This is a genomic window from Parviterribacter multiflagellatus (assembly GCF_056863265.1).
The window spans coordinates 338,414-364,037 of sequence record NZ_JBXPIZ010000002.1; the positions used below are offsets into that span (position 1 = coordinate 338,414).

Consider the following 25,624-nt stretch of genomic DNA (forward strand, 5'->3'; position numbering starts at 1 on the left):
GCGAACTGGACCTCAACGGAAGGGCCAGCGGTTGTCAACGTGCCGGTCATGGCCGCGACCCCCGCACCGCGCGCGCACGCCGTCGACCTCACCGAGGCCGTCCTCTACGCCGTCGCCGCGGTCCAGATCCTCCCCGGCGTCCTGGCGCTCGTCGCGCCGGGCGCGTTCTACGACCTGCTCGGCCCGTACCCGCCGCAGAACGACCACTTCATCAAGGACCTCGGCAGCTGGCAGATCGCGCTCGGCGCCGCCGCGCTGCTGGGCGCCCGGCGCGCCGACTGGCGCGTGCCGATGCTCGCGATCCTCGCGCTCCAGTACGCCCTCCACACCATCAGCCACGCGATCGACGTCAACGGCACCGACCCGGCGTGGAACGGCCCCGTCTCGCTGGCGCTGGAGGCGCTCGTCACCCTCGTCCTGCTCGCCCTGCTCGTGAAGGAGCGCCGCACGTGAAGATCCTCCTCGCCGGAGCGACCGGCGCCATCGGCCGCCAGCTCGTCCCGCTGCTCACCGGCGCCGGCCACGAGGTCGTCGGCCTCACGCGCCGGCCCGACCGGGTCGCGCAGATCGAGGCGGCCGGCGCGCGCGGCGTCGTCTGCGAAGTGTCGACCCAGCGCGACGAGCTGCTCGACCTCGCGCACGAGCTGCAGCCCGACGTCGTGCTCGACGAGACCACCGACCTGCCCCAGCGCTACGACCCGCGCGACATGCGCGGCTTCTACGCCGCGATGGCGCCGCTGCGGCTGCTCGGCTCCCCCAACCTCCTCGACGCGTCGCTGCTCACCGGCGCGCGCCACGTCTTCCAGTCGATCGCGTTCCTCCACCAGCCGGACGGTGCGCCGGCGCGGGCCCGGACGGAGGACGACCCGGTCTACCTCGACGGCACGCCGCCGCCGTGGGACGTCGCGCTGCCGATCATCGCCGGGCTGGAGCAGCGCGTCGTGCAGCGCGGCGGGCTGGTGCTCCGCTACGGCTTCTTCTACGGCCCGGGCACCCACCTCGCGTCGGGCGGGCAGATCCACGACGACGTCGCGGCGCGCAAGTTCCCGCTCGTCGGCAGCGGCGACGGGCACTTCAGCTTCTGCCACGTCGGGGACGCCGCGCGCGCGACGCTCGCCGCGGTCGAGCGCCCGGACGTGCGCGGCATCGTCCAGGTCGTCGACGACGACCCGATCGCCACGCGCGACTGGCTGCCCGCGTTCGCACGCGAGCTCGGCGCCAAGAAGCCGATGCGGGTGCCGGCGTGGATCGCGCGGCGCGTCGCGGGCCCGATGGCGGTGCACTACTCGACGACGCTCCCGGCGGTCTCCAACGCGCGGGCGCGCGAGCAGCTCGACTGGGTGCCGGCCTACCCGTCCGTGCGCTCGGGCGGGTTCCTGCGCGCGGAGCCCACGCGCGAGTTGCGCACCGAGTACGCGAAGTAGACGATCAGGCCGAGCGCCATCCAGATCAGGAAGCGCTCCCACGTCTCCCACGGCAGCTTCGCCATCAGGTAGATGCAGCCGGCGACCGACAGCGGGGCGATGACGATCAGGCCGGGCACGCGGAACGGGCGCTCGCGCTCGGGCGCGGTGTAGCGCAGCAGCAGCACGCCGATCGAGACGACGACGAACGCGAACAGGGTGCCGATGTTGACGAGCTCCGCGAGCGTCGACAGCGGCACCACGCCCGCGAGGAACGCGACGGCGACCATCGTCGCGAGCGTGATGCGGTAGGGCGTCGCCCACGACGGGTGGGAGACGCCGAACCAGCCGGGCAGGAGCCGGTCGCGCGCCATCGCGAACGCCACGCGCGACTGGCCGAGCATCAGCAGCATCACGGTCTTCAGCACCGCCACCAGCGCGCCCGCGTAGATGAACGCGGCGACCCAGTCCATCCCCTCGCCCTTGAACGCGTCGGCCACCGGCGCGTCGCCGGTGAGCTGGTCGAACGGCTTCATGCCGGTGATGACCGCAGCGACCGCGATGTAGAGGACGGTCACGATCGCCAGCGAGCCGATGATGCCGATCGGCATCGACCGCTTCGGGTCCTTGGACTCCTCCGCGGTCGTCGCCACGATGTCGAACCCGATGTAGGCGAAGAAGAGCAGCGCCGCCCCCTCGTGGACGCCCTCCCAGCCGGACGGGAAGTACGGCTCCCAGTTGCTCGTGTCGACCTCGGTCGCGCCGACGCCGATCACGACGAGCAGCACGGTGATCGTCAGGCCGACGAGCCAGATGTTCAGCCGCGCGGTGATGCGCACGCCGCGCACGAGGACGAACCCGACGACGAGGACGATCGCGACCGCGAACAGGTTCACCGTCCCGCCGTCGCCGGGCGGCGCCGTGATCGCGTCCGGGAGCGTGACGCCGAAGACCTGGTCCAGCAGCGAGTTCAGGTAGCCGGCGAAGCTCACCGCCACGGCGGACGCGCCGATCGTGAACTCCAGGACGAGGTCCCACCCGATGATGAACGCGATCAGCTGCCCGAGCGTCGCGTACGCGTAGGTGTAGGCGCTCCCCGCCGCCGGCACCATCGCGGCCAGCTCGGCGTAGCAGAACGCCGCCAGCGCGCAGACGACGCCGGCGAGCACGAACGACAGCGTCACCGCCGGGCCGGCGGTGCCTGCGCCGACGCCGACGAGCGTGAAGATGCCGGCGCCGATGATCACGCCGACGCCGATCACCAGCACGTCGAGCGAGCCGAGATCGCGCCTGAGCCGCGCGCCCTCGACCTCGGTGGCTTCGAGGGTCTCCTCGATCGTCTTCTTGGGGCCGAGCACGGTCGCCATTGCTGGCGGCCCCTACCCGGCGATCAGCTTCCCTTATCGCCGGGCGCTAGAGCCCGAGCTCGGAGCGATAGGTGGAGCGGTAGTCCTCGCGCGCGGACAGGACCTTGTCGACGTAGTGGCGCGTCTCGGGGAACGGGATCTCGTCCGTCCGCAGCCCGGGGTCGCGCGCGATCCACTTGTCGACGTTGCCGGTGCCGGCGTTGTAGGCGGCGAGCGTCAGCGCGTCGTTGCCGCCGTAGCGCTCGCTGAGCCAGCGCAGGTACCACGTGCCGTAGGAGATGTTGACCTGCGGCGTCGCGAGATCCTCCTGCACGAACTGCGTCCCGCCGGAGCGCCGCGCGATCTCCTGCGCCGTCTGCGGGGTGATCTGCATCAGGCCGCGCGCACCGGCGTGCGACGTCGCGTCGCGGAAGCGCGACTCCGCGTAGATGACGGCCGCCACCAGCGCTGGATCGAGGTCCTTGTCGGCGGCCTGCTGGCGGATGATGTCCTCGTGCTTGAGCGGGAGCGTCACCTCCCGCACCGTGTCCTCGACCTTCGGCAGCAGCGTCGTGGCGCCGAGGACGAGCACCGCGAACGCGGCGAGCAGCGCGGCGATGCGCCGCCGCGCGACCTGCCGGCGCCGCTGGCGCGCACGGGCCGAGCCCCGCCGGGCGGACCCCGTCGATCGGCTGCGGGCCATCGTGCTCACGACTGAAGCTTCGCAAGCACGGACGACAGCTCCTCCTCCAGGTCGGAAATCGACCCGTCGTTGCGGACCACGAAGGTCGCTCTTTGCGCCTTCTGATCCTGCGTCAGCTGGCGGGAGTTGCGCTCGTCGACGCCGTGGTGGCCGCGATCGGCGGTGCGCTCGGCGCGCAGCGCGTCGTCGGCGATCACCGCGATCGTCGCGTCGTACATGGCGTCCATCCCGGCCTCGAACAGCAGCGGGGTCTCCACCACCGCCGCCCGCGGCGCGGGCTGGGCGGCCAGCGCCTCCTCGCGGAACGCCGCGACGCGCTGCCCGACGAGCGGCCACAGCAGCTGCTCGAGCCAGGCGCGCTCGTCCGGCCCCGCGAACGCGTGCTGCGCGACCGCGGAGCGATCGACGACCCCGCCGGGGGCAACCGCGTCGCCCCAGCGGCCGGTGACCGCGGAGACGACGGCGGGGTCGCCGTACAGCTCGTGCACGACCGCGTCCGTCGAGATCGTGCGTGCGCCGAGGCGCTCCAGGGCGGCGAGCGCGGTCGACTTCCCCGCGCCCATCCCCCCGGTCAGACCGACGAAGGGGACCGTCGTCACAACGGTCCCTCCGTTCAGCTCTTCTCGGCGTCGTCCTCTGCGGCGGCCTCGGGCTCGGCCGTCGCCTCGGGCGCGACCTCCTCCTCGGCGGCACGGACGGGCGGCTCGCCCTCGTCGGCCGGCGCGTCGACGCCCTCGGGCGCCTCCTCGGCCGTCTCTACGGCGGCCTCGGCCGCGGGGGCCTCCTCCGCGTCGGCCTCGCCGACCGCGACGTCGCCGCCACCGGCGAAGACGTCCTCGCTCAGGCCCAGCTCCGGCACGTCGTCCAGGTCGCCGGCACCCTCGCCCTCGCCGTAGCCACCCTCCGGCGGCTGCTTCATCTCGAGGATCTGGTCCTCGACGCGCTTGGCGGACAGGGAGAGACGGCGGCGCTCGGAGTCGATCTCGAGGATCTTGACCTTGATCTCGTCGCCCGGGTTGACGATCTCACGCGGGTTCTCGACGTGGTACGGCGCCAGCTCGGAGATGTGGACGAGGCCCTCGACGCCGTCGAGGATCTCGACGAAGGCGCCGAACGTCACGACCTTGGTGACCTGGCCCTCGAGCTCGTCGCCGACGTTGTACATCGAGACGACGCGCTGCCACGGGTCCTCCTGGGTCTGCTTGAGACCCAGCGAGATGCGCTGGCGGTCGCGGTCGATGTCGAGGACCTTGACCTGGACCTCGTCGCCGATCGACACGACCTCGCTCGGGTGGTTGACGTGCGACCACGAGAGCTCGGAGATGTGGATGAGGCCGTCGATGCCGTTGAGGTCCACGAACGCGCCGAAGTCGACGATGTTCGAGATGACGCCCTCGACGACCAGGCCCGGCTGCAGGCGGTCCAGGATCTCCTGGCGCTGCTCCTTGCGCTCCTCTTCGAGCACCGCACGGCGTGAGAGGACCACGTTGTTCCGCGAACGGTTGAGCTCTATAACCTTGCACTCAAGGGTCTGGCTCATGAACTCGTCGAGGTTCGGCACCCGGCGGATGTCGACCAGCGACGCGGGCAGGAAGCCGCGCACGCCGAGGTCGATGATCAGACCGCCCTTGACCACCTCGATGACGGTGCCCTGGATCGGATCCCCCGACTCCTGGGCTGCCTCGATGCGCCGCCACGCCTTCTCGAAGCGGGCGCGCTTCTTGGACATGATCAGGCGGCCGTCCTGGTCCTCCTTGGTGAGGACCAGCGCGTCGACCTCCTCGCCCATCTCGACCTCGTCATGCGGGTCGACGGACTTCCTGATCGAAAGCTCGTTGGAGGGGATGACCCCCTCGCTCTTGTAGCCGATGTCGACGAGAACCTCGTCGTTGTCGATCCGGACGACGCGACCGGTGACGACATCGCCTTCATCGAAGTGGCGCAGCGTGGCGTCGTAGTTCGGGACGATCTGCCCGTCGATCTCCAGGAGAAGACCGTCGGACCCCTCAACCACGCGTGCGTCGGACGTTGTGTCGGTTGCCATGAGTCGACGAAGGGTAGCGCAGTACCCTTCCCGCGCCATGCCTGTGAGAGCCACGAAGCGCGGGGAAGAGCGCACCCCGCTGGACCGCGATGTCGATGTGCTGATCTGCGGTGCGAGCTTCGCCGGCCTCACCGTCGCCCGGGAGCTCGCCGGCAGCGGCGCGAAGGTGCTCGTCATCGACCGCTACGAGATCGGCGAGAAGCAGACCTCCGCCTGCGCCGCGCCGACGGCCTGGCTGGAGAACCTCGGGCTCGAGGAGTCGGTGCTGCAGACGTTCTCGCGGCTCCGCGTGCACACGCCCACCAGCGACACGTTCTGGCCGCTGCCGTGGTCGTTCTCGACGTTCGACTACCGGCTCATCTGCCGGCTGCTGTTCGAGCAGGGCGACGCCGAGTTCGACACGGCGAAGGTGAACGGGATCACGCGCGCGCCCGCGGGCGCGCCCGCGGGTACGCCTCATGTCGTCCACACCGACCGCGGCGACCTGCGCGCCCCGCTGGTCGTCGACGCGCTCGGCTGGCGCCGGGTGCTGGGCAGCGGCGCGAACGTGCAGCCGCCCGAGGCGTTCCTGTCGCGCGGCCTGGAGGTCCACCCCGCCGGCTCGGACGAGGACCTCGAGCTGTGGCTCGATCCCAAGTACATCGTCCCCGGCTACGGCTGGTCGTTCCCGGCGAAGGACGAGGTGCGCGTCGGCGTCGGCTCGTTCGACCCGCACATCCCGGTCAAGCAGCCGACGCTCGACCTCGTGAGCGACGTCGGCGTCGAGCCGGACGGCTACCAGGGCAACTGGATCCCCCACAAGCTGCGCAAGGCGACCGACCGCGACGTCTTCTTCGTCGGCGACTCCGCCGGCCACTGCCTGCCGGTCACCGCCGAGGGCATCCGCCCTGCGTTCTACTTCGGCCTCGCGCTGGGGCGGGAGCTGCGCGGCGTCGTCGAGGGCCGCCAGACCCGCTCGCAGGCGCTGGCGCGGTACGGCGAGTTCAACGACTCGCACGTGCGCCCGTACCTGTGGATGAAGCGCGTGCAGAACATCGTCGGGCCGGTCAACAAGACGCCGCTGATGGCGCTGACCTCGCGCGCGTTCGCCTCGCGCCGGCTCTCGCACTGGGCCTTCAACCACTACCTGAACATCGCGCCGCCGGAGTTCGCGCTCGCGTCTCCCCCGCCGGCGCGCCGCGCCGCCGCTCAGCGCGCCGCCGCGTAGTCGCCCGCGTCCGCCGGCGCGCCCACGAGCGCGCCGCCCGGGCACGCCTCGCACGGGACGTCGCGGCGCGAGGCGTTGCGGATCCCCATCAGCCCCACCACGCCCGCGGCGGCCACCAGCGCCGCAGCGAAGCCGAGGCCCATGCGGAAGCCGTCGAGGTCGAGCGTGCCGCCGATGATCGCGCCGATCGACGCCGTGGCCAGGAGCGAGGCGACCCGCGCGACCGCGTTGTTGATGCCGGACGCGATGCCCGCGTTCTGCTCGTCGGCGTCCGCGAGGATCGCGGCGGTGAGCGGCGCGACGGTGATCGCGAGGCCGAGGCTGAAGACGAGGACGCCCGGGAGCACCTCGGTGGCGAACGCCGGGTCGTCGTCGATCAGCGCGAGCATCAGCAGCGTCCCGGCGGCCGAGATCAGCGGGCCGAAGCCCATGAACGCGCGCGGGCCGTGGCGGTCGGCGAGCGCGCCGAACCTCCGCGCGAGCAGGAACATCACGATCGTGGACGGGATCGTCGCGAGCCCCGCCTCCAGCGCGTTGTAGCCGCCGACCTGCTGGAGGAAGACGACGAGCAGGAAGAACTGGACGCCGAGGCCGCCGTACATCAGGAGCGTCTCGACGTTGCCCCACGCGAAGTTGCCGCGGCGGACCAGGCCGAGCGGGAGCATCGGGTCGGGTGCACGGCGCTCCCACCCGATGAACGCGGCGAAGACCAGCAGGCCGAGCACGATCGGGAGGACGACGTCGGGGGCGCCCCAGCCGACCTCGGGCTGGCGGATGAGGCCGATCGTCGGGCCGGCGAGTCCGACCGCGCACAGCGTCGCGCCGAGCACGTCGACCTGACGGCCCTCCGGCATCCCGTGCGCGGGCGGCATGCGCGTCGCGAGCGCGAGCGTGAGGAGGACGAACGGGACGTTGATGCCGAAGACCCAGCGCCAGTCGAACGCGTCGACGAGCTGGCCGCCGACGAGCGGCCCGACGAGCATCGCGATGCCCGTGTACGCGGTCCAGGTGCCGATCGCCTTGCCGCGCTCCTCGGGCGGGAACACGGCGACGATGACCGCGAGCGACGCGGGCGTGAGCAGCGCGCCCGCGATCCCCTGCAGCGCGCGGCCGGCGACGAGCAGCTCGATCGTCGGCGCGGCGGCGCACAGGACGGACGCGGCGCCGAAGCCGGCGACGCCGAGGGTGAACACGCGCCGCTCCCCGTAGAGGTCGCCGAGCGAGCCGCCGATGAGGATCAGCGAGCCGAGGAAGAGCAGGTACGCGTTGACGACCCACTGCTGCCCGGCCAGCCCGCCGCCGAGGTCGTCGGTGATCGCGGGCAGCGCGACGTTCACGACGCTGCCGTCGAGCAGCGCCACGAACGACCCCATGATCGCGGCGAGGAGGGTGATGCGCTTGTCGCGATCGGTCATGGTGGCGAGGCTATCCCGCCCCGCCACCCCTGCCGACTCCGGGAGCCCGCTCCCTAGAAGCCGCGGCGCTCGCGCGCGTGGACCATCCGCGGATCCCTGCCCTGCTCGTTGCGCCCGAGCCACGCGTGGATCGCCCACATCAAGCAGAGCGCGACCACCACGAGGCTCAGCGGGAGCACCTCGGCGAAGCCGAACGCCCCCAGCGCGAAGAAGAACAGGTACGCGCCGATGATCCCGAGCGCGAAGACCCAGAACGCGTTGCGCATGTGCGGATCGTAACGCACTTGTGCCTGGTGGGTGAGGGGTGGTGCGCCTTGTCGACCCATGCGGTCGAAAAGGCGCACCGGGTCGGGCGGGCGCGCGGTCGGGCGACCCTGCCCGCGGGCTACTTCGCGTCGAGCCAGGTGCGACCCATGCCGGCGTCGATCGCCAGCGGGGGTTCGCGGGGCTCCCAGGGGGCGAGCATCTCGCGCTGGACGATCTCGAAGACCGCGTCGACCTCGTCCTCGGGCACCTCGAAGAGGAGCTCGTCGTGGACGGTCAGGAGCTGGCGGGTCTTCATCTCGGGGCGTTCGGCGAGCGCACGGTGGCAGCCGATCATCGCGAGCTTGAGGACGTCCGCCGCCGTGCCCTGGATGACCGTATTGACCGCCAGGCGCTCACCCAGCGAGCGGACCTGGAAGTTGCGCGCGCGGATCTCGGGGATCTGCCGCCGGCGCCCGTAGAGCGTCGTGACGTACCCGTCCTCCTTGGCCTGCGCGATCGTCGAGGTCATGAACTCGTGGACCTTCGTGAAGCGGGCCAGGTACGCGTCGATGAACGCCTTGGCCTCCTCGCGCGGGATGTTCAGGCGGTCCGCCAGGCCGTAGTCGCTCAGGCCGTAGACGATCCCGTAGTTGATCATCTTGGCCTTCGAGCGGTCCATCGGCGTGAGGTCCTCGGGCGCCTTCTCGAACACCTGCGCCGCGGTCGCCGTGTGGACGTCCTCGCCGCGCACGAAGATCTCCTTCAGGACCGGCTCGTCGGCGACGAACGCGAGGATGCGCAGCTCGACCTGCGAGTAGTCGGCGCTCACCAGGACGTGGCCGGGCTCGGCCTCGAAGCACCCGCGCACCTCGCGCCCGAGCGCCGTCCGCACCGGCACGTTCTGCATGTTCGGGTTCGTCGACGACAGCCGGCCGGTCGCCGCGATCGCCTGCTCGAACGTCGTGTGGATGCGCGAGCCGGCGTCGACCTGCTGCGGCAGCACGTCGAGGTACGTCTTGGTCAGCTGGTTGAGCTCGCGCCAGCGCTCGATCTTGGGGACGATCGGGTGCTCGTCGCGGATCGCCTGCAGCACGCGCGCGTCGGTGGAGAACCCGGTCTTGCCGCGCCGCTTCTTCGACAGCCCGAGCTTCTCGAACAGGATCTGCCCGAGCTGCTGCGGCGAGCCGATCACGAACTCGTCGCCGGCCAGCTCCCAGATCTCCTGCTCGAGCCCGTGGACCTCCTCGCGCACGCGCGTGGCGACCTCGCCGAGCCGCTCGACGTTGAGCTTCACGCCCGCGAGCTCCATCGCGCGGAGCACCTCGACCAGCGGCAGCTCGATGTCGGTCAGCAGGTGCGTCAGGCCCCGCTCCTCGATCTTCTCCCGCTGCCAGGCGGCCAGCTCGCGCAGGAGCAGCGCCTCGGCCGCCACCGGGTCCTCGACCTTCGTGACGATCGAGCGCTCCTCGACCAGCTCGCGCAGGGGGAACGCCCGCCGCGCGGGCTCCAGCAGGTACGCGCCGAGCATCGTGTCGTGGGCGAGCGTCGGCGGGACCACGCCGAGCCGCTTGGCGTCGTGCGCCGTCACGGGCCGTTTGCCCGCCGCGAGCACGACGTCCTCCGGCCGCTCGCACGGCCCGACCAGCACCGCGCCGCCCGGCGTCGCGGCGGCCCAGCGCCACGAGTCGTCGACCGGGACGAGCTCCCCCTCCGGCGTCTCGGGCGCGCGCACGGCGATCGCCAGCTCGGTCGACTCCGGCAGCGCGCGCAGGTCGTCCAGCGTGGCCTCGCGGACCGCGCCGCTCACCACGCGCTCGTTGGCGGAGGGAGCGGCGAACGTCGCGTCCTCCCCCAGCGCCTCCTCCAGCCGCTCCAGCGGCGCGCGCAGCTCGAAGTCGCGGAAGACCTCACGCAGGCGCCCGCGGTCGGGCTCCTTCGCCAGCTCCTCCCCCAGGTCCAGCTCCACCGGCACGTCGCGCTTGGCCGTCGCGAGGATCTTGGAGATGCGCGCGTCCTCGGCGTGGTTCGTGAGGTTCTCCTTGCGCTTGGCGCCGGAGATGCTGTCGATGTTCGACAGCACGCCCTCGAGGTCGCCCCACGCGTTGAGCAGCTGCGCGGCCGTCTTGTCGCCGATGCCGGGGACGCCCGGGATGTTGTCCGACGTGTCGCCCTTCAGCCCGTAGAAGTCGGGGATCTTCTCCGGCGGGATGTCGTACCGGTCGATGACGTCCTGGCGGTCGTACACCTTCGTGTCGGTGATGCCGCGCGCGGTCGCCATGACCTTGATGCCGTCGCCGACGAGCTGCAGCGCGTCGCGGTCGCCGGTGACGATCGTGACCGGGATGTCCTGCGCACGGGCCTGCTCGGCCAACGTGGCGATGACGTCGTCGGCCTCGAAGCCCTCGACCCCGTAGTTGGTGTAGCCGAACGCCTCCACCAGCGGCTCCATGTGCGGGTACTGCTCCGCCAGGAGGTCGGGCTTCTTGGGCCGGTGCCCCTTGTACTCGGAGTAGACCTCCTTGCGGCCCGAGGACCCGCGGTCCCAGACCACGACCGTCGGCTGCACGCCGTGGTCGGTGAGGAGCTTCACGAGCATCGACGCGAAGCCGAAGATCGCGTTCGTGGGCCGGCCGTCCGAGGTCGCGATGGACTCGGGCAGGGCGAAGAACGCGCGGTAGACGAGCGAGTTGCCGTCGATGAGGAACAGCTCTCGGGCCAAAGCCTTCAAGACCCTAGCTGCCGGTTAGGATGCGCCACCTCGTGTCCCTTCCCACGCAGGCGCAGTACTCCCTCACCATCCGCGTCGAGCTCGGGCGCAAGCCCGGTCTGCTCGGCGAAGTCGTGGCGGCGATCAGCCACGCAGGCGGCATGATCGGCGCAGTCGATCTCATCTCGGCCGAGGAGGACCGCACCGTACGCGACATCACCGTAGACGCGCTCGACCAGTCGCACTGGGACGCGATCCTCGGGGCGATCGGGAACGCGGGCGCGCGGATCGTGGACGCGACCGACCGCACGTTCCTCATCCACCTCGGCGGCAAGATCGAGCAGCACAACAAGGTCCCCGTGCGCACGCGCGACGACCTCTCGATGGCCTACACGCCGGGCGTGGCGCGCGTCTGCACCGCGATCGCCGAGGACCGCGACAAGGCCTTCCAGTTCACGATCAAGCGCAACACGGTCGCGGTGGTGAGCGACGGCACCGCGGTGCTCGGCCTGGGCGACATCGGCCCCGAGGCGGCGATGCCGGTGATGGAGGGCAAGTGCATGCTCTTCAAGGAGTTCGCCGGCGTCGACGGCTTCCCGATCTGCCTCGACACCAAGGACACCGACGAGATCGTCGAGACGGTGAAGCGGATCGCGCCGGCGTTCGGCGGGATCAACCTCGAGGACATCAGCGCGCCGCGCTGCTTCGAGATCGAGGACCGGCTGAAGGCCGAGCTCGACATCCCCGTCTTCCACGACGACCAGCACGGCACCGCGGTCGTGGTGCTGGCGGCGCTGTTCAACGCGCTCAAGCTGACCGGCAAGCGGATCGAGGACCTGCGCGTCGTCGTGATCGGCCTCGGCGCGAGCGGCGTCGCGGTGTCGAAGATCATGATGGAGGCGGGCCTGCGCAACATCGTCGGGTGCGACTCGCGCGGGGCGCTGCACCGGGGCCGCGCGGACTACCTCGACGGGTCGATGCCCGCCATCAAGCGCTGGTACACCGAGGCGTCGAACCCGGAGGGCCGCACCGGCGCGCCCGCGGACGTCATCGACGGCGCCGACCTGCTCGTCGGGCTCTCGGGCGCGCGCGTGATGCCGGCCGAGGCGCTGGCGCGGATGAACGGCGACGCGATGGTGTTCGCGATGGCCAACCCGAACCCGGAGGTGACGCCCGAGGAGGCGGCGCCGTACGTCCGGATCATGGCCACCGGCCGCAGCGACTACCCGAACCAGATCAACAACGTCCTCGCGTTCCCCGGGATCTTCCGCGGCGCGATGGACGTCCGCGCCCCGCAGATCACCGAGGAGATGAAGGTCGCGGCGGCACACGCGATCGCGGAGATCATCCCCGACCACGAGCTGCGCGAGGACTACATCATCCCGTCGGTCTTCAACCGCGACGTCGCGCCGGCGGTGGCCGACGCGGTCGCGCGGGTGGCCAAGTCGACGGGCGCGGGCGGCGAGCGCGGCAACACGGTCGGCTTCGCGGCGATCGACGCCGAGCGCATCCACGCGCACGACTGAGCGGCGGGGGCGCGGGTGGCACGGCACGTCCACTCGCGCCTCCTGCTCGCCGGCGCGTCGGTCCGGGTGTTCGACGTGGTCTGCACGGCGCCGGCCGGCGGCTGCGGCGCGGTGGAGCACGCGCGCGTCGCCCAGGTCCTCGTGCCGCGACGCGGCGTCTTCGCCGTCCACCGCGGCCGAGCGGCGGCCGAGCCCGCCATCGCGGACGCCGCGAGCGCGGTCGTCCTCGGCGCGGACGACGAGTACCGCGTGAGCCACCCCGGTGCCCACGGCGACCGGTGCACGACGTTCGACCCCGCCCCCGCCCTGGTCGAGGAGGCGCTCGGCGGGGAGACGGGCGGCGCCGGCCGCGTCCGGGCGGCGGTGCAGCTGCGCGCGGCGGTGCTCGCGGGCGCGCTCGCGCGCGGCCAGCTCGACGCGCTCGCCGCCGAGGAGGAGGCGCTGCTGCTCGTCGGCGCGGTGGCGCAGGACCTGGGGCGCAGTGCGCCCCTTGCCGACCGGCGCCCCGCGCCCGCCGCCCTGCGCCGCGCCGGCGAGGTGCGCGCGCTGCTGGCGGCATCCCCCGCCGCGCCCTGGCGGCTGGAGGAGGTGGCCCGGGTCGTCGGGTGGTCGTCCTTCCACCTCGCGCGCCAGTTCCGCGCCGCGACAGGCGAGTCGGTCGGCCGCCACCTCGAGCGGCTGCGGCTCGGCATGGCCCTGGACCGGGTCGCCGACGGCGAGGACGACCTCGCGCGCCTGGCGGTGGACTGCGGCTTCGCGCACCACTCCCACCTCACCGCCCGCTTCCGGCGGGCGTTCGGCGTGACGCCCAGCGCAGCGCGCGCCGCCGCACGATCGTGACAGCGGCGGGCGCCGCCGCGGTGGAGGATCGCGCGCATGACCGACCCGCTCGCCGCCGCCCTCCTCGCCGCCGGACCCGACCCCCGGCACGCGGACGACCTCGCGCTGTTCGGGCGCTTCGCCGGCGTGTGGGACCTCGTCTCGACCCGCTGGCACCCGGACGGCACCGCCTTCCAGGAGGGCGCCTCCGGCACGTGGACCTTCGGCTGGGCGCTCCGCGGGCGAGCAGTGGTCGACGTGCTCGACGGCGAGGTCGGCCACGGCCTGACGACCCGCACGTTCCACCCGGAGAGCCGGAGCTGGAACGTGACGTGGAACTCGGCCGCGTCGCCGTACGTGCTCGCGCTGGTCGCCCGCCCGGAAGGCGATCGGGTCGTCCTCCGGGGCGAGAGCCAGGACGGGCTCGAGGAGTGGTCGTTCAACGACATCACCGACGACGCGTTCGTGTGGCGCTCGCGGGTCTCCCCCGACGGCGGCGCGAGCTGGTACGTCGATCAGGAGATGCGCTGCGCACGCCGGCCCTGACTTGCGGGCAGGGCGGACAGCTGCGACGCTCAGCGTGTGGGCCGGCTCGCGCGCTCAGCGGTGGTCGCAGCCGCCGCCGCGTGCATCGCGGCGAGCCCGACCGCGGCGGCCGAAGGCGGCACCCGGCAGGTCGGCTGCGACGACGCGTCGTCGGCCGACTTCCACCCCGACAACGCCTCCCCACGCCGGTCGGGCGTGTTCGGGCCGCTCACGCTCGTCGGCGCCGGCGACTACATGCGCCTCTCGCTGCCTCAGCTGCGGGCGATCCCGTGGTTCAAGATGCCCGCGCTGCTCGAGCCCGGGCGCACCGTGACGCTCACCGTCGCACGCTCACACCGGCGCATCGCCGGCTGGGTCTACGGCCACCGGCCCGGGTCGCGCGGCCCCGGGCCGGAGGGGACGGTGGAGCGGGTCACGCTCACGGCGTGCCCGCCCGGCAAGCGCGGGAGCACCCTCGGCACCCGCCCCGTCACGTTCTGGTCGGGTGGGCTCGAGATCGCCCGCCTCCCCATCTGCCTGCCGCTCACGGTGCACGTCGACGGCGAGCGCCGAGCGCGCCGCTGGACGTTCGCGCTCGGTCGCGACTGCCCGCGCTAGGCCAGCGTCACCGTCTTCGTGATGCGGCGGGTCTTGCCGCCCTCCTTGACCGTCACGCGGAGCTGGAGCTTGACCCCGGCGAGCTTGGCGAGCGCCCTGCGGCCGGCGGCGTTCGGGGTCACCTTCAGCGTGACCTTGCCCTTCTTCGACCCGCGCGCGGTGCCGGTCGCGAGCGTCGCGCCCGCCTTGAGGCCGAGCTTCTTGGCCAGCTTCTTCGGGACGACGACCTTGCCGCTCACCATGCACTTCCGGCGGCAGGCGATCGACGCGACGGTCTTGACGGCGCCGGGGGTGCGGTCGGTGCGCGGGGTCGGCTTGGGCTGTGGCTGCGGCGCCGGCTGGACGGACTGCGGCGCGGCCGGGCGCGAGGTCGGCACGTCCGCGGCGCCCCAGTCCGGGTCGGTGGCGCCCGGGATCAGGAGCGTCGGCTCCTTCGTGCTCTCGCACTCGGGGACGACGAGGTGCACGCCGTTGCCGTCCTCGTAGAGCATCTTCTTGCCGTCGGGCGAGAAAGCGATGTGCTCGAACTTGCCGCCGCCGGCGTTGCCGATGCCCAGGCAGTACTGCGGGAGCGCCGGCGCCTCGCCGGTCATCGTCCACACATCCAGGTGCGCGGCGCCCTGGTAGTCGGCGACCTCGGCGACCAGCGTGTGCTGGCGGTTGACCGCCGCGCGCCGCATGGTCTTGAGCTGGTCGTACCAGAACCAGTCCTGCGAGCCCTTGTTCTGCTGGCCGATGTCGACGGTCGCGGTGTCCATCATGCCGTCGCTGGCCTCGCTGCTGAGCAGCAGGGTGTCGTTGTCGTACCAGTCCGAGTCGACCCAGCCGGTCTGGTAGCCGAGCTCCTCCCAGCTCGTGTTGCGGTCCGCGTGCGAGACGCCGACGCCCTGGCGCAGCGAGTGCGAGTACGACGTCCCGTACCAGGTCCACTGCTGCCAGTAGAAGTTGTAGGCCAGCTTCGTGCCGTCGGGCGAGAAGTCCAGGTCGAACGGCCCCTCGAAGTGGCTCGCGCCGTACATCGGCCCGCCGGTGTAGCCGTCGCTGACCGCGGTCCCGAACTCGGCGAGGACGTTGCCGTACCGGTCGAGCCGGTGGATCTTCTCCCCCTTCAGCGCCGCGAGCGCGCCGTTGTCGGCCTGCGTGACGGACGTGTACCCGCCGGTGGACGTGACCTGGAACTGGCGCGAGCCGTCACCGGTCGAGAGCCACACGTCGCCGCCCTTCAGGTAGGCGATCGAGTCGGCGGAGGCCGCCTGCGCGGCTGCTCCGGTGAGGGCGAGGGCGGAGAGCGCGGCGGCCGCGAAGGTCTTGGTGCGAGGCATGCGCCGATCCTGGCCCCGGGCGCCCCGGGGCACATCGGGGGACCACCCGAAGATCCGGCCGGTGATCCGCCCGCCCGCACCCGCCCGTAGGGTCCTGCGACATGGGGATCACCCTGACCGGAGCCACCGGCCGCATCGGCCGCTCGCTCGTGCAGGCGCTCCAGCGGCGCGGCGAGCACGTGACCGTCCTGACGCGCGACCCCGACCGCGCCCGCGCGACGCTCGGCCCGCAGGTCGAGGCGCACCGCTGGGACGCCAAGGCCGAGCACGCGCCTGCCGCGGCGCTGGCCGGCCGCGACGCCGTGCTGCACCTCGCCGGCGAGGACGTCGGCCAGCGGTGGACGGCCGACGTCAAGGTGGAGATCGAGCAGAGCCGCGAGCTCGGGACGCGCAACCTCGTCGCCGGCATCGCCGCGCTCGACGCCGCAGAGCGCCCGCAGGCGCTCGTCTCGGCCTCGGCGTCCGGCTACTACGGCCCGCGCGGCGGCGAGCCCGTCGACGAGTCCGAGCCGGCCGGCGAGGACTGGCTGGCCGACGTCGTCGTCGTGTGGGAGCGCGAGGCCGACGCCGCGGCGGCGCTGGGCCTGCGCGTCGTCAAGCTCCGCACCGGCGTCGTGCTCGACAAGCACGGCGGCGCGCTGGCGAAGATGCTGCTCCCGTTCCGGCTCGGCGTCGGCGGGCCGGTCGCGGGCGGCAGGCAGTACCTGCCCTGGATCCATCTCGACGACGTCGTCGGGCTCTACCTGGAGGCCGCGGCGAACGAGGCCTACACGGGCGCGATCAACGCGTCGGCGCCGAACCCGGTCACCAACCGGGAGTTCTCCAAGGCGCTCGGCAAGGCGCTCCACCGCCCCGCGCTCGCGCCCGTGCCGGCGCCCGCGATCCGGCTCCTCTTCGGCGAGATGAGCCAGATCGTGACCACGGGCGTGAACATGGTCCCGCGGCGCGCCGCCGACCTCGGCTACCGCTTCCGGCACACCGAGGTCGGCGAGGCGCTCCGCGCGACGCTGGACTAGCTCCCGGGCCGGTCCAGGTCCAGGTCCGCCGCGGGGTTCTGACGCCCCCACGGGCCGAGGACCTTCCAGTCCGACTCCGGCTTGGCCGGGACGAACAGCCACGCGACGATGCTGACGACGGGCAGGATGAGCCCGGCGGCCAGCCCCGGCCGCTCGCCGTAGCCCTTGCGGCCCGACAGGTACGACGCGGCGATGGCCGAGGCCATCCAGATGAACAGCAGGTACAGGGCTTCCACCCCGATGACGGCAAGGATCGGCATGAGCCTCACGTCCCCAGGTACGCGCGCTGGACCTCGGGGTCCTCACGCAGCTTGGCCGAGTCGTTGGAGAGCGCGACCTTGCCGGTCTCCAGCACGTACGCGCGCTTGGACACGCCGAGCGCGAAGTTCGCGTTCTGCTCGACCAGCAGGATCGTCGTGCCCTGCTGGTTGATCTCCGCGATCGTCTCGTAGATCCGCTCGACGAGGATCGGGGCGATGCCCATCGACGGCTCGTCGAGCAGCAGGAGCGTGGGCCGCGCCATCAGCGCGCGCCCGATGGCGAGCATCTGCTGCTCGCCGCCGGACATCGTGCCCGCCTTCTGGCGCTCACGCTCCTTCAGCCGCGGGAACAGGTCGTAGACCCGCTCCAGGTCCTGGCCGATCTCCTTGTCGCGCCGCAGGTAGGCGCCCATGTCCAGGTTCTCCCGCACGGTCATCCGCTGGAAGCACTTGCGTCCCTCCGGCGACTGCGAGATGCCCAGCTGGACGATGTCCTGCGGCTGCATGCGGGCGATGTCCTTGCCGCGGTACCGGATCTGCCCGGTCCGCGCCGGCGTGAGGCCGGAGATCGAGCGCAGCGTGGTCGACTTGCCGGCCCCGTTGGAGCCGATCAGCGTCACGCACTCCCCCTCCTCGACCGACAGCGAGACGCCCTTCAGGGCCTCGATGTTGCCGTAGAAGGTGTGGATGTCGTCGACTTCGAGCAGCGCAGCCATCAGCCGTTGATCTCCTCTGACGCCTGCTTGCCGAGGTACGCCTCGATCACCCGCGGGTTCTTGCGGATCTCGTCCGGCCCGCCCTCGGCGATCTTCTCGCCGTGGTCGAGCACGGTGATGTACTCGGACACGCCCATGATCACCTTCATGTCGTGCTCGATGAGCAGGATCGAGATGCCCCGCTCGTCGCGCAGCCTGCGCATGAACTGCGTCAGCTGGTCGGACTCCTGCGGGTTCATGCCCGCGGTCGGCTCGTCCAGCAGCAGCAGCGACGGGTTCGACGCGAGCGCGCGGGCGATCTCCACCCGCCGCTGGTCGCCGTAGGAGAGGTTGATCGCGAGGTGGTCGTGGAGCCGGCGCGGGATCCCCACGTACTCCAGCTCCTCAGCCGCCTTCTCGCGGACCGCCCGCTCCTCCTTGCGCACACCCGGCGTGCGGATGATCGAGCCGAACAGGCCCGCCTTCATCCGGGCGTGCTGGCCGACCATCGCGTTCTCCAGCGCGGACATCGTGCCGAACAGCCGGATGTTCTGGAACGTCCGGGCCATGCCCAGCGCCATGATCTTGTCCGGCCGGCCGCCCGTGACGTTCTTGCCGTCGAAGGCGATCGTCCCCGTCGTCGGCTTGTACAGCCCGGTGAGCATGTTGAAGAACGTCGTCTTCCCCGCGCCGTTCGGGCCGATGATCGACACGATCGACTTCTGCGGGATCGAGAACGAGACGTCGTTGACGGCCGTCAGGCCGCCGAACTGCTTCGTGACGCTCGCCGCCTCGAGGATCTTCGTCGTCTCGGCCATCAGAGCTTCGCCTCGATCGAGTCCTCGGCGCCGACGCCCTCCTCGAGCTCCAGCTTGCGCCGTCGCTCGGGAAGCAGGCCCTCGGGCCTGAGCACCATCATGATCACCAGCAGGAACCCGAAGATGCCGTAGTTCAGCTCGGTCAGGTCGAAGTCCAGGCCGATCTTGCTGGGGACGTTGTTGAACACCTCGGGGATCAGGTAGTTGTTGATCGCCGAGAGCACGACGGCCCCGAGCACGACGCCCCAGATCGAGCCCAGGCCGCCCAGGATCACCATCGCGAGGATGAAGATCGAGAAGGCGAACTGGAACTGGTCCGCGTTGACCGTGTTCAGGTACGACGCCAGGAAGGCGCCGGACATGCCGCCGAACGCGGCGCCCGTGCCGTAGGCGAGCAGCTTCGTCTTGACGAGCGGCACGCCCATCGACGCGGCCGCGACCTCGTCCTCGCGCAGCGCCACCCACGCGCGCCCCAGGCGGGAGTCGCGCAGGCGGAAGTTGACGAACAGGACGAGCACGACCAGCGCGAGCGCGAGGTAGTACCAGGGCCGCAGGTTGAGCGCCGTGAAGCGCTCGAGCAGCGGCAGGTCCACCTTGTCGATCGGCGTGATGCCCTGGCGGCCCGCGGTGAGCGTCCCGCCGAAGAGCTTGATCTCGTCGCCGTTGATCGCGATGCGGCCGATGATCTCGCCGAACGCGAGCGTCACGATCGCGATGTAGTCGCCCCGCAGACGCAGCGTCGGCAGGCCGATGATCATCCCCGCGATCGTCGTCGCCACCACGGCGAGGACGAGCACGACGATGAAGTTGAGGTGGATGCCCGGCAGGTTCGACGCCGGTTCGGAGACGAGGAAGTGAACGCCCTCTCCCCCGCCGGCGTTGTCCCAGAAGCCCGAGCCGAAGTAGCCCATGACGTAGGCGCCGATGGCGAAGAACGCCACGTAGCCCAGGTCGAGCAGGCCGGCGAAGCCGACGATGATGTTCAGGCCCAGCGCCATCACGACGTACGCCGCCGCGAGCACCAGGTTGTCCATGAACCGGCCGCCGGTGTCGAGGAAGAGCGGCAGCACGATCGCGATGCCGATCACCACGACGGCGACCAGGAGGTTCTGCCGCGGCGTGAGCTCCGGCGCCTTGAACCGCGTGCGCGGCTTGTCGGCGGCGGGCGCGGCGACGGTGGCGCTCATCCGGCCTCCCTCGTCTGCTCGCCGAGCAGGCCCGACGGCTTGAAGACCATGATCAGGATCAGGTACGCGAACACGTACACCGGCGACCACGACGGGCCCATCTGGAACGGCCCGAGGTCGTCGCGGCCCTCGATCATCTGCTGGATCAAGCCGATGATGAAGCCGCCGAGCACGGCGCCCTTGATGTTGCCGATGCCGCCCATGACGGCGGCGGTGAACGCGATCAGGCCCGCCTGGAAGCCCTGGAAGTACCAGATGGTCGTCTGGTAGAGGGCGTAGATCAGACCGGCCGCGCCGGCGAGCATCCCGCCGAGCATGAACGTCGCCGAGATCGTCGTGTCGACGTTGACGCCCATCAGGCGGGCGGCCTCGGGGTCCTGCGCGGTGGCGCGCATCGCCTTGCCGAGACGGCTCTGCGAGATGAACGCGCTCATCAGGATCACGAGCGGGATCGTCACGCCGACGGCGAGCACGTCGCCGTTGGTGATCGTGATGTCCCCGAGGTGGATCAGCCCGTGCTGCGAGTTGATCAGGTCCTCGCCGATGCTCTGCGGGGAGCCGCCGCGCCACAGCAGGCCGACGTTCTGCAGGATGAACGAGAAGCCGACGGCCGTGATGAGCGGCGCGAGCTTCGGAGCGCTCCGCAACGGCCGGTAGGCCACCTTCTCGATCATCACGTTCATGATCCCCGGCACGAGCATCGCGACGAGCAGCGTCACGGCCAGGCCGACGATCAGCCCCGGGATGCCGGTGGCGGCGGTCAGGCCGAGCGTGCCGAAGAAGCCGGCGGTGACGAACGAGCCGATCATGAAGACCTCGCCGTGGGCGAAGTTGATCAGCTCGATGATGCCGTAGACGAGGGTGTAGCCGATGGCCACCAGCGCCCAGATGGCGCCGTTGGAGAGGCCGTCGACGACATTGTTGCCAAGCCGGGACAGATCACCCTCGGTCTTCAGGTCGTCGATGGCGAACGCGACCGGGAGGATGAGAAGGACCGCGATCAGGCCGAAGCGGTCGAAGAGGGCACGCGCGACGCCACTTCGCGACGAGCGTGCGGCGGGAAGGCTTGCAGCTTCCATGAACTCAGTTGTCCAAGGGAACGCCGGAGCGGAGCGGGGGCGGTGGCGCCCCCACTCCGTCCGGTCGTCTCAGCCCCGGCTCAGCCGGCGGCCTTCACCGTCTTGTCGAACTTCAGCGCACCGTCCTCGATGGTGTACGCGCCGTAGTCGGTGATCGTCGTGTCGCCGTTCTCGTCGATCGAGTACGTGCCGAGGACCGACTCGCGGTCCTTCGTCTCGAAGACCGCCTTGAGGATGTCCTCGCGGTTCGTCGAGCCGGCCCGCTGGATCGCGTCGAGCAGCAGACGCGCCGCCTCGTAGCCGTAGATGGCGTACACGTCGACCGCGTCGACGTTGTACTCGGACTTGTACGTCTCGAAGAACTCCTGGCCCTCAGGCGGGTAGCTCTCCGGATCCAGCGTGGCGACCGTGATCTTCACCTTGCTCGCCACGGAGGCCGGCACGCCGCCCTCCTTGGGATCGAAGAACTCGGCGTTCGAGACGCCGTCCGGGCCGTACAGCTTGGCGTCCGGCACGGCAGCCGAGAAGTCCTTCATGATCTGCACCGCGCCGTTCGGCGTGGTGCCCGAGAAGGCGAAGCAGTCCACACCGGCCGACTTCGCGCGCCCGGCGAGGGAGCGGAAGTTCGAGGCCTTCGGATCGATGCCCTCGTTGAACGCGAGCTTGATCCCCTGAGCCTTCGCCGACGACTCGATGTTCCGGCCCAGACCGGCGCCGTACACCTCCTTGTCGTTCGCGATGGCCAGGTTGGTGCAGCCGTCCTCCTTCATGATCGTGGCCAGCGCCGCACCCTGGATCGTGTCCTTGGGCACGATGCGGGCGTAGTGGCGCGTCCCGGCCGGGTAGTACTTGTCCGGCTCGCCCGGCTCCGCGCCCGGCTCGTCGGTCGTCAGGCCGACGGCGGTGTTGGCGGGAGAGATCTGCGGGACGCCGGCCTCGTTGAGGATCGGCATCGAGATCGCGGACGCACCGGAGTTGAACTCCCCGATGTAGCCGACGGCCTTGTCGTCCTGCGCGACCTTGCGCGCGTTGGCCGACGTGGCCTCCGGCGTCCAGTTGCCGGCCTGGGCCGTGGAGTCGTCAAGCGACTGGTACTTGACGGTGATGTTGCCGGCCTTGTTGTTGGCCTGCTTGAGGGCAAGCTCGATGCCCTTCACGAGCGCCGTCGTCTGCAGGCGCTGGGCGCCCTGCAGCGGGAGGCTCGAGTAGATGTTGACGGTACCGCCCTCGCCACCGCCCCCGGTGGTCTCGGCCGATCCGCCGCCGCCGCCGGCGTCCTCATCGTCGTCACCGCAGGCCGCGACGCCGAAAGCGGCGATGACGAGGACGAACAACAGCGTGATGAACTTCGGGAACCGCAAAGGTCCTCCTCCTATAGGTCAGGTCCTAAGACCAGAAGCGGCGCCAGCTTACAGCGCGTCGCGGACCCTGACCAGCCTGTCTCCGGAGATGCGGTACTTGGTGAAGCGGGCGCGGGGCTCTCCTGCGAGCCGCAGCGTCAGGTCTATGACCTGCCGGCGGCTCTTCGCGTTCTCCCCGGCACGTTCGATCGCGCTTAGCACGAGCTTCATCGCACGGTAACCGAGGATCGCCTGACGCTCCGGCTTCTCGCCGTACTCCTCCCGGAACCGGCGCTCGAACTGCTCGTCGGCGCTGGGCGCCGGATCGACGCCCGTGACCATCAGCCGGTTCGCGGCCTCGCCGGCGCGCGCGGGGAGCTCCGGCGCGATCGCGAGGTCGTCGGAGCCGTAGAGGCGCATCGCGGGCGCGCCGTCGTGGACCTCCTGCAGGACGCCGACCGCGAAGTCGCTGAACGTGCCGCCGTAGAAGAAGGCGTCCGCGCGCTCGTCGCGGATCTCCTCCCCCAGGTCCTCGGGCACGTCGTCGCCCGGATCCAGCCGCTTGCGGTCGACGACCTCGATGCCGGCGTCGCGCGCCGCGCGGGCGACGCGGTCGCCGATCGAGACGCCCGACAGCTCGCGGTCGTCGGCGAGGATGAGGCGCTCGACCCCCTCGCTCTGCATCGCGGCGACCAGGTCGGCCGCCTGCTGGTCGTCGGCGGGGACGACGCGCGCGAAGGTCTCGCGGCCGGAGGGGTAGTACTTCTCGGGCTCGCCGCGGCCGCCGGCCTCGGTGAGCCCGGCGAACGTGTCGCGCGGGCTGACCTGCAGGATGCCGCCCTCGTTGAGGATCGGAAGCGAGACCGCGCTCGCGCCGGAGTCCATCTCGCCGAGGTAGGCGATGGCCTGGCGGTCCTGGACCGCCTTGCGGGCGTTGGCCGCGACCTGGCTCGGGCTCCACCGCCCGGTCTCCGGGTCGGACGAGTCGAGCGAGACGAAGCCGATGTCGTACGCGCCGGCGCGGCCGCCGGCGTCCTTGAGGGCGAGCTTCTCGGCGCGCACGATGTCCTGCGCGACCGGCGCTAGCGGCCCCTGGAGAGGAAGGCTGGAGTAGACAGTCAGCGAGGTCCCGAGGATCTCGCTCTCCTTGACGCCGTCGTCCTCCCCGCACGCGAGGAGGGTCCCGGCAACCAGGATGATCGTGAAGAAGCTGAAGGCGATCCTGCGGGACATGAACGACCGAGTCTAATCTTCGCCTCTTGCGAGTCGGCATCCTCACTGCCGGGGGCGACTGCCCCGGCCTCAACGCCGTCATCCGGGCGGCCACACGACGTCTCATCGAGCACGGCCACGAGCCGATCGGTCTGAGGCGTGGGTACCAGGGCCTCGCCGAGCCCTCGATGCGGGTCGAGCTCGACCAGCAGGCGGTCATCGGCATCCTCCAGGAGGGCGGGACCATCCTGTCCACCTCCTCGTTCGACCCGTGGATGGAGCCCGAGGGCGTCGACCGGGTGAAGGCCGCCCAGGAGAGCGACCCGCTGGACGCGGTCATCGCCATCGGCGGCGAGCACACGATGTGGATCACCAAGCGCATCCACGAGGAGCTCGGCATCCCGGTCGTCGGCGTCCCCAAGACGATCGACAACGACGTCGTCGGGACGGACTACACCTTCGGCTTCGACACCGCGGTGCAGACCGCGACGGACTGCATCGACCGCCTGCGCACCACCGCGCAGTCGCACGACCGGATCATGGTCGTCGAGGTCATGGGCCGCAACGTCGGCTGGATCGCGACGTTCGCGGGCCTCGCCGGCGGCGCGGACGGGATCGTGATCCCCGAGCTCGAGCTCACCGTCGAGGAGATGTGCGAGGCGATCGCGCGGCGCCACGCGCGCGGCAAGCACTTCTCGATCATCGTCGTGTCCGAGGGCGCGAAGCTCGCGTTCGCCTCGGGCGAGACGAAGACGATCCGCGCGTCCGACGTGCGCGACGAGTACGGCTACGAGCGGCTCGGCGGCATCGGCGCGGCGCTCGGGCAGGAGCTCGAGCAGCGGACGGGCTACGACGTCCGCGTGACGACGCTTGGCCACATCCAGCGCGGCGGCACGCCGACCGCCTACGACCGCGTGCTGGCGACCCGCTACGGCATCCAGGCGGCGCAGATGGTCATCGACGGCGAGTACGGCCGCATGGCCGCGCTGCACGGCACGGAGATGACCTCGGTCGACCTCGCGGACGTCGACGGCGTCAAGACCATCGACACGAAGTACCTCGAGCTGGCCCGGACGTTCTTCTACTAGAGAACGCCGGGCAGCGAGGGTCGGGCCGTCCTACGACGAGGTGGGGCGGCCCGGCTTGTACTTGCCGAGGATCTGGATCGTCGCCCCGATGAGGACGATGAAGCCGCCGAGCAGCGCGGCGTCGAAGCCCTTCCACCCGAGCGCCCAGAGGACGATCCAGACGACGGCGGCGAGAGTGGTCCAAAGAGTCAGTGCCATGAGCGCGCCCGAGATTAGCGGAGCGCGTCGGACATCGACTTCACGATGTCCCGCACGGCGCCCGCGGGGTCGTCGTGCTCGGCCGCCGCGCGGACGAGCCGGCTGCCGACGATGACGCCGTCCGCGCCGGCGTCCGCCGCCGCGACGGCCTGCTCGGGCGTGGAGATGCCGAAGCCGATCGCGACGGGCGCGTCGGTGTGCGCCTTGGCGCGCTGCACCAGCGGGCCGAAGTCGCTCGCCGCGCGCTCCCCCGTCGTGCCGGTGACGGAGACGGTGTAGAGGAACCCGCGCGCCTGCTCGCCGATCGCGCGCAGCCGCTCCTCGGGCGAGGTCGGCGCGACGAGCGGGACGAACGCGATGCCTCGTGCCTCGCAGACCGCGCGCAGCTCCTCGTTCTCCTCCAGTGGGATGTCGGGCACGATCAGGCCGCTGGCGCCCGCGTCGGCGATCGCCTCGACGAACCGCTCAGGGGTGCGCACGACGACGAGGTTCGCGTAGCACATGACGATCACCGGCACGCGCTCGGAGAGCGAGCGGCAGACGTCCAGCACGCCGTCGAACGTCGTGCCCGCGGCGAGCGCCTTCGTCGCGGCCGCGTGGATGACGGGCCCATCCGCGAGCGGGTCGGAGAACGGGACGCCGAGCTCGATCAGGTCCGCGCCGCCGTCGGCGTACGCGTGGCCGATCGCCCTCGACGTCTCCAGGTCGGGGAAGCCGCCCATCAGGTACGGCATGAGCGCCGCGCGCCCGGGCGCGTGCGCGAACGCGTCGGCGATGCGCTGAGCGCCCGTGATCTGCTCGGCCGGAGGCATGACCCGGAAGCTAGCGGGTCGCCGCGCCGTGGATTGCC

General features: G+C 71.3%; 26 protein-coding genes. 9 read left to right on the forward strand and 17 right to left on the reverse strand.

The window, feature by feature from the left end; all coding sequences use genetic code 11:
- Positions 1–48: 48 nt before the first annotated feature.
- Both AC1UE5_RS05140 and AC1UE5_RS05145 read left to right on the forward strand, forming a co-directional pair.
- Positions 49–453, forward strand: a complete 405-nt coding sequence (locus AC1UE5_RS05140) for a DUF4345 family protein (protein WP_482921004.1) — start codon at positions 49–51, stop codon at positions 451–453.
- Positions 450–1,424 carry an NAD-dependent epimerase/dehydratase family protein gene (locus AC1UE5_RS05145; RefSeq protein WP_482921005.1) on the forward strand — a complete coding sequence of 325 codons (975 nt, stop codon included), beginning with the start codon at positions 450–452 and terminating at the stop codon, positions 1,422–1,424. Before AC1UE5_RS05140 ends, AC1UE5_RS05145 begins: the two co-directional genes overlap by 4 nt.
- On the opposite strand, the gene AC1UE5_RS05150 is transcribed toward AC1UE5_RS05145, so the two are convergent.
- From AC1UE5_RS05150 to rpsA, 4 genes are read right to left on the reverse strand one after another with little or no spacing between them, the layout of a single operon-like run.
- Positions 1,349–2,770, reverse strand: a complete 1,422-nt coding sequence (locus AC1UE5_RS05150; protein WP_482921006.1) for an amino acid permease — start codon at positions 2,768–2,770, stop codon at positions 1,349–1,351. The two genes, AC1UE5_RS05145 and AC1UE5_RS05150, sit on opposite strands and share 76 nt — an antisense overlap.
- A 46-nt stretch (positions 2,771–2,816) precedes the next feature.
- Positions 2,817–3,452 (reverse strand): lytic transglycosylase domain-containing protein, encoded by a 636-nt coding sequence (locus AC1UE5_RS05155; protein WP_482921007.1) that lies wholly within the window; start codon positions 3,450–3,452, stop codon positions 2,817–2,819.
- Positions 3,453–3,457: 5 nt separating this feature from the next.
- Positions 3,458–4,051 (reverse strand): dephospho-CoA kinase, encoded by a 594-nt coding sequence (gene coaE / locus AC1UE5_RS05160; RefSeq protein ID WP_482921008.1) that lies wholly within the window; start codon positions 4,049–4,051, stop codon positions 3,458–3,460.
- Positions 4,052–4,065: 14 nt separating this feature from the next.
- Complete coding sequence (gene rpsA, locus AC1UE5_RS05165) at positions 4,066–5,496, reverse strand: 30S ribosomal protein S1 (protein ID WP_482921009.1); 1,431 nt, start codon at positions 5,494–5,496, stop codon at positions 4,066–4,068.
- Between the two features lie 37 nt (positions 5,497–5,533).
- Here rpsA and AC1UE5_RS05170 point away from each other — a divergent pair, with 37 nt between their 5' ends.
- A complete protein-coding gene (locus tag AC1UE5_RS05170) occupies positions 5,534–6,703 on the forward strand; it encodes an NAD(P)/FAD-dependent oxidoreductase (RefSeq protein WP_482921010.1) in 1,170 nt (389 codons plus the stop codon).
- Here the strand turns inward: AC1UE5_RS05170 and AC1UE5_RS05175 are convergent.
- From AC1UE5_RS05175 to polA, 3 genes are all read right to left on the reverse strand, one after another.
- Positions 6,685–8,118 carry an MFS transporter gene (locus AC1UE5_RS05175; RefSeq protein ID WP_482921011.1) on the reverse strand — a complete coding sequence of 478 codons (1,434 nt, stop codon included), beginning with the start codon at positions 8,116–8,118 and terminating at the stop codon, positions 6,685–6,687. The two genes, AC1UE5_RS05170 and AC1UE5_RS05175, sit on opposite strands and share 19 nt — an antisense overlap.
- 53 nt (positions 8,119–8,171) lie before the next feature.
- Positions 8,172–8,384, reverse strand: coding sequence for a hypothetical protein (locus AC1UE5_RS05180; RefSeq protein ID WP_482921012.1), 213 nt, complete (start codon positions 8,382–8,384; stop codon positions 8,172–8,174).
- A 119-nt stretch (positions 8,385–8,503) separates the two neighbouring features.
- A complete protein-coding gene (polA, locus tag AC1UE5_RS05185) occupies positions 8,504–11,083 on the reverse strand; it encodes a DNA polymerase I (RefSeq protein ID WP_482921013.1) in 2,580 nt (859 codons plus the stop codon).
- Positions 11,084–11,124: 41 nt separating this feature from the next.
- Between polA and AC1UE5_RS05190 the strand changes: the two genes are divergently transcribed.
- Genes AC1UE5_RS05190 through AC1UE5_RS05205 form a run of 4 tightly spaced genes read left to right on the forward strand, consistent with a single transcriptional unit; the run spans position 11,125 to position 14,559 of the window.
- Complete coding sequence (locus AC1UE5_RS05190; protein ID WP_482921014.1) at positions 11,125–12,597, forward strand: NAD-dependent malic enzyme; 1,473 nt, start codon at positions 11,125–11,127, stop codon at positions 12,595–12,597.
- Positions 12,598–12,612: 15 nt separating this feature from the next.
- Positions 12,613–13,437: a helix-turn-helix transcriptional regulator gene (locus tag AC1UE5_RS05195; protein WP_482921015.1), complete on the forward strand. Its 825-nt coding sequence runs from the start codon at positions 12,613–12,615 to the stop codon at positions 13,435–13,437.
- Between the two features lie 36 nt (positions 13,438–13,473).
- Entirely contained in the window at positions 13,474–13,962 is a 489-nt protein-coding gene (locus tag AC1UE5_RS05200; protein WP_482921016.1) for a hypothetical protein, read from the forward strand.
- 36 nt (positions 13,963–13,998) lie between these two features.
- Positions 13,999–14,559, forward strand: coding sequence for a hypothetical protein (locus AC1UE5_RS05205; protein WP_482921017.1), 561 nt, complete (start codon positions 13,999–14,001; stop codon positions 14,557–14,559).
- On the opposite strand, the gene AC1UE5_RS05210 is transcribed toward AC1UE5_RS05205, so the two are convergent.
- Positions 14,556–15,881, reverse strand: a complete 1,326-nt coding sequence (locus AC1UE5_RS05210) for a hypothetical protein (protein WP_482921018.1) — start codon at positions 15,879–15,881, stop codon at positions 14,556–14,558. The two genes, AC1UE5_RS05205 and AC1UE5_RS05210, sit on opposite strands and share 4 nt — an antisense overlap.
- Positions 15,882–15,982: 101 nt before the next feature.
- Here AC1UE5_RS05210 and AC1UE5_RS05215 point away from each other — a divergent pair, with 101 nt between their 5' ends.
- Positions 15,983–16,897 (forward strand): TIGR01777 family oxidoreductase, encoded by a 915-nt coding sequence (locus AC1UE5_RS05215; RefSeq protein WP_482921019.1) that lies wholly within the window; start codon positions 15,983–15,985, stop codon positions 16,895–16,897.
- Here the strand turns inward: AC1UE5_RS05215 and AC1UE5_RS05220 are convergent.
- The 7 genes from AC1UE5_RS05220 to AC1UE5_RS05250 form a co-directional block, all read right to left on the reverse strand.
- Positions 16,894–17,157 (reverse strand): hypothetical protein, encoded by a 264-nt coding sequence (locus AC1UE5_RS05220; RefSeq protein WP_482921020.1) that lies wholly within the window; start codon positions 17,155–17,157, stop codon positions 16,894–16,896. The two genes, AC1UE5_RS05215 and AC1UE5_RS05220, sit on opposite strands and share 4 nt — an antisense overlap.
- A 5-nt stretch (positions 17,158–17,162) precedes the next feature.
- The gene (locus AC1UE5_RS05225) at positions 17,163–17,873 is read right to left on the reverse strand and encodes an ABC transporter ATP-binding protein (RefSeq protein WP_482921021.1); all 711 of its coding nucleotides are present in this window, start codon (positions 17,871–17,873) and stop codon (positions 17,163–17,165) included.
- Complete coding sequence (locus AC1UE5_RS05230; RefSeq protein WP_482921022.1) at positions 17,873–18,670, reverse strand: ABC transporter ATP-binding protein; 798 nt, start codon at positions 18,668–18,670, stop codon at positions 17,873–17,875. Before AC1UE5_RS05230 ends, AC1UE5_RS05225 begins: the two co-directional genes overlap by 1 nt.
- Entirely contained in the window at positions 18,670–19,857 is a 1,188-nt protein-coding gene (locus tag AC1UE5_RS05235) for a branched-chain amino acid ABC transporter permease (protein ID WP_482921023.1), read from the reverse strand. Before AC1UE5_RS05235 ends, AC1UE5_RS05230 begins: the two co-directional genes overlap by 1 nt.
- A complete protein-coding gene (locus AC1UE5_RS05240; RefSeq protein ID WP_482921024.1) occupies positions 19,854–20,936 on the reverse strand; it encodes a branched-chain amino acid ABC transporter permease in 1,083 nt (360 codons plus the stop codon). Before AC1UE5_RS05240 ends, AC1UE5_RS05235 begins: the two co-directional genes overlap by 4 nt.
- Positions 20,937–21,016: 80 nt before the next feature.
- Complete coding sequence (locus AC1UE5_RS05245; protein WP_482921025.1) at positions 21,017–22,297, reverse strand: branched-chain amino acid ABC transporter substrate-binding protein; 1,281 nt, start codon at positions 22,295–22,297, stop codon at positions 21,017–21,019.
- 48 nt (positions 22,298–22,345) lie between these two features.
- Entirely contained in the window at positions 22,346–23,509 is a 1,164-nt protein-coding gene (locus AC1UE5_RS05250) for a branched-chain amino acid ABC transporter substrate-binding protein (protein WP_482921026.1), read from the reverse strand.
- Positions 23,510–23,535: 26 nt separating this feature from the next.
- On the opposite strand from AC1UE5_RS05250, the gene AC1UE5_RS05255 reads away from it, so the two are divergent.
- A complete protein-coding gene (locus AC1UE5_RS05255; protein ID WP_482921027.1) occupies positions 23,536–24,576 on the forward strand; it encodes a 6-phosphofructokinase in 1,041 nt (346 codons plus the stop codon).
- 30 nt (positions 24,577–24,606) lie between these two features.
- Here the strand turns inward: AC1UE5_RS05255 and AC1UE5_RS05260 are convergent, their stop codons facing one another.
- Positions 24,607–24,774, reverse strand: a complete 168-nt coding sequence (locus AC1UE5_RS05260; RefSeq protein ID WP_482921028.1) for a hypothetical protein — start codon at positions 24,772–24,774, stop codon at positions 24,607–24,609.
- A 14-nt stretch (positions 24,775–24,788) separates the two neighbouring features.
- Positions 24,789–25,586: a tryptophan synthase subunit alpha gene (gene trpA / locus AC1UE5_RS05265; RefSeq protein WP_482921029.1), complete on the reverse strand. Its 798-nt coding sequence runs from the start codon at positions 25,584–25,586 to the stop codon at positions 24,789–24,791.
- Positions 25,587–25,624 lie beyond the last annotated feature (38 nt).

Bases quoted from the DNA above. Each gene is read 5' to 3' on its own strand.
- AC1UE5_RS05140 (WP_482921004.1), top strand. From the start codon at position 49: ATGGCCGCGACCCCCGCACCGCGCGCGCACGCCGTCGACCTCACCGAG.
- AC1UE5_RS05150 (WP_482921006.1), bottom strand. From the start codon at position 2,770: ATGGCGACCGTGCTCGGCCCCAAGAAGACGATCGAGGAGACCCTCGAA.
- AC1UE5_RS05155 (WP_482921007.1), bottom strand. From the start codon at position 3,452: ATGGCCCGCAGCCGATCGACGGGGTCCGCCCGGCGGGGCTCGGCCCGT.
- rpsA (WP_482921009.1), bottom strand. From the start codon at position 5,496: ATGGCAACCGACACAACGTCCGACGCACGCGTGGTTGAGGGGTCCGAC.
- AC1UE5_RS05170 (WP_482921010.1), top strand. From the start codon at position 5,534: ATGCCTGTGAGAGCCACGAAGCGCGGGGAAGAGCGCACCCCGCTGGAC.
- AC1UE5_RS05175 (WP_482921011.1), bottom strand. From the start codon at position 8,118: ATGACCGATCGCGACAAGCGCATCACCCTCCTCGCCGCGATCATGGGG.
- AC1UE5_RS05180 (WP_482921012.1), bottom strand. From the start codon at position 8,384: ATGCGCAACGCGTTCTGGGTCTTCGCGCTCGGGATCATCGGCGCGTAC.
- AC1UE5_RS05200 (WP_482921016.1), top strand. From the start codon at position 13,474: ATGACCGACCCGCTCGCCGCCGCCCTCCTCGCCGCCGGACCCGACCCC.
- AC1UE5_RS05210 (WP_482921018.1), bottom strand. From the start codon at position 15,881: ATGCCTCGCACCAAGACCTTCGCGGCCGCCGCGCTCTCCGCCCTCGCC.
- AC1UE5_RS05215 (WP_482921019.1), top strand. From the start codon at position 15,983: ATGGGGATCACCCTGACCGGAGCCACCGGCCGCATCGGCCGCTCGCTC.
- AC1UE5_RS05220 (WP_482921020.1), bottom strand. From the start codon at position 17,157: ATGCCGATCCTTGCCGTCATCGGGGTGGAAGCCCTGTACCTGCTGTTC.
- AC1UE5_RS05225 (WP_482921021.1), bottom strand. From the start codon at position 17,873: ATGGCTGCGCTGCTCGAAGTCGACGACATCCACACCTTCTACGGCAAC.
- AC1UE5_RS05230 (WP_482921022.1), bottom strand. From the start codon at position 18,670: ATGGCCGAGACGACGAAGATCCTCGAGGCGGCGAGCGTCACGAAGCAG.
- AC1UE5_RS05235 (WP_482921023.1), bottom strand. From the start codon at position 19,857: ATGAGCGCCACCGTCGCCGCGCCCGCCGCCGACAAGCCGCGCACGCGG.
- AC1UE5_RS05240 (WP_482921024.1), bottom strand. From the start codon at position 20,936: ATGGAAGCTGCAAGCCTTCCCGCCGCACGCTCGTCGCGAAGTGGCGTC.
- AC1UE5_RS05250 (WP_482921026.1), bottom strand. From the start codon at position 23,509: ATGTCCCGCAGGATCGCCTTCAGCTTCTTCACGATCATCCTGGTTGCC.
- AC1UE5_RS05260 (WP_482921028.1), bottom strand. From the start codon at position 24,774: ATGGCACTGACTCTTTGGACCACTCTCGCCGCCGTCGTCTGGATCGTC.
- trpA (WP_482921029.1), bottom strand. From the start codon at position 25,586: ATGCCTCCGGCCGAGCAGATCACGGGCGCTCAGCGCATCGCCGACGCG.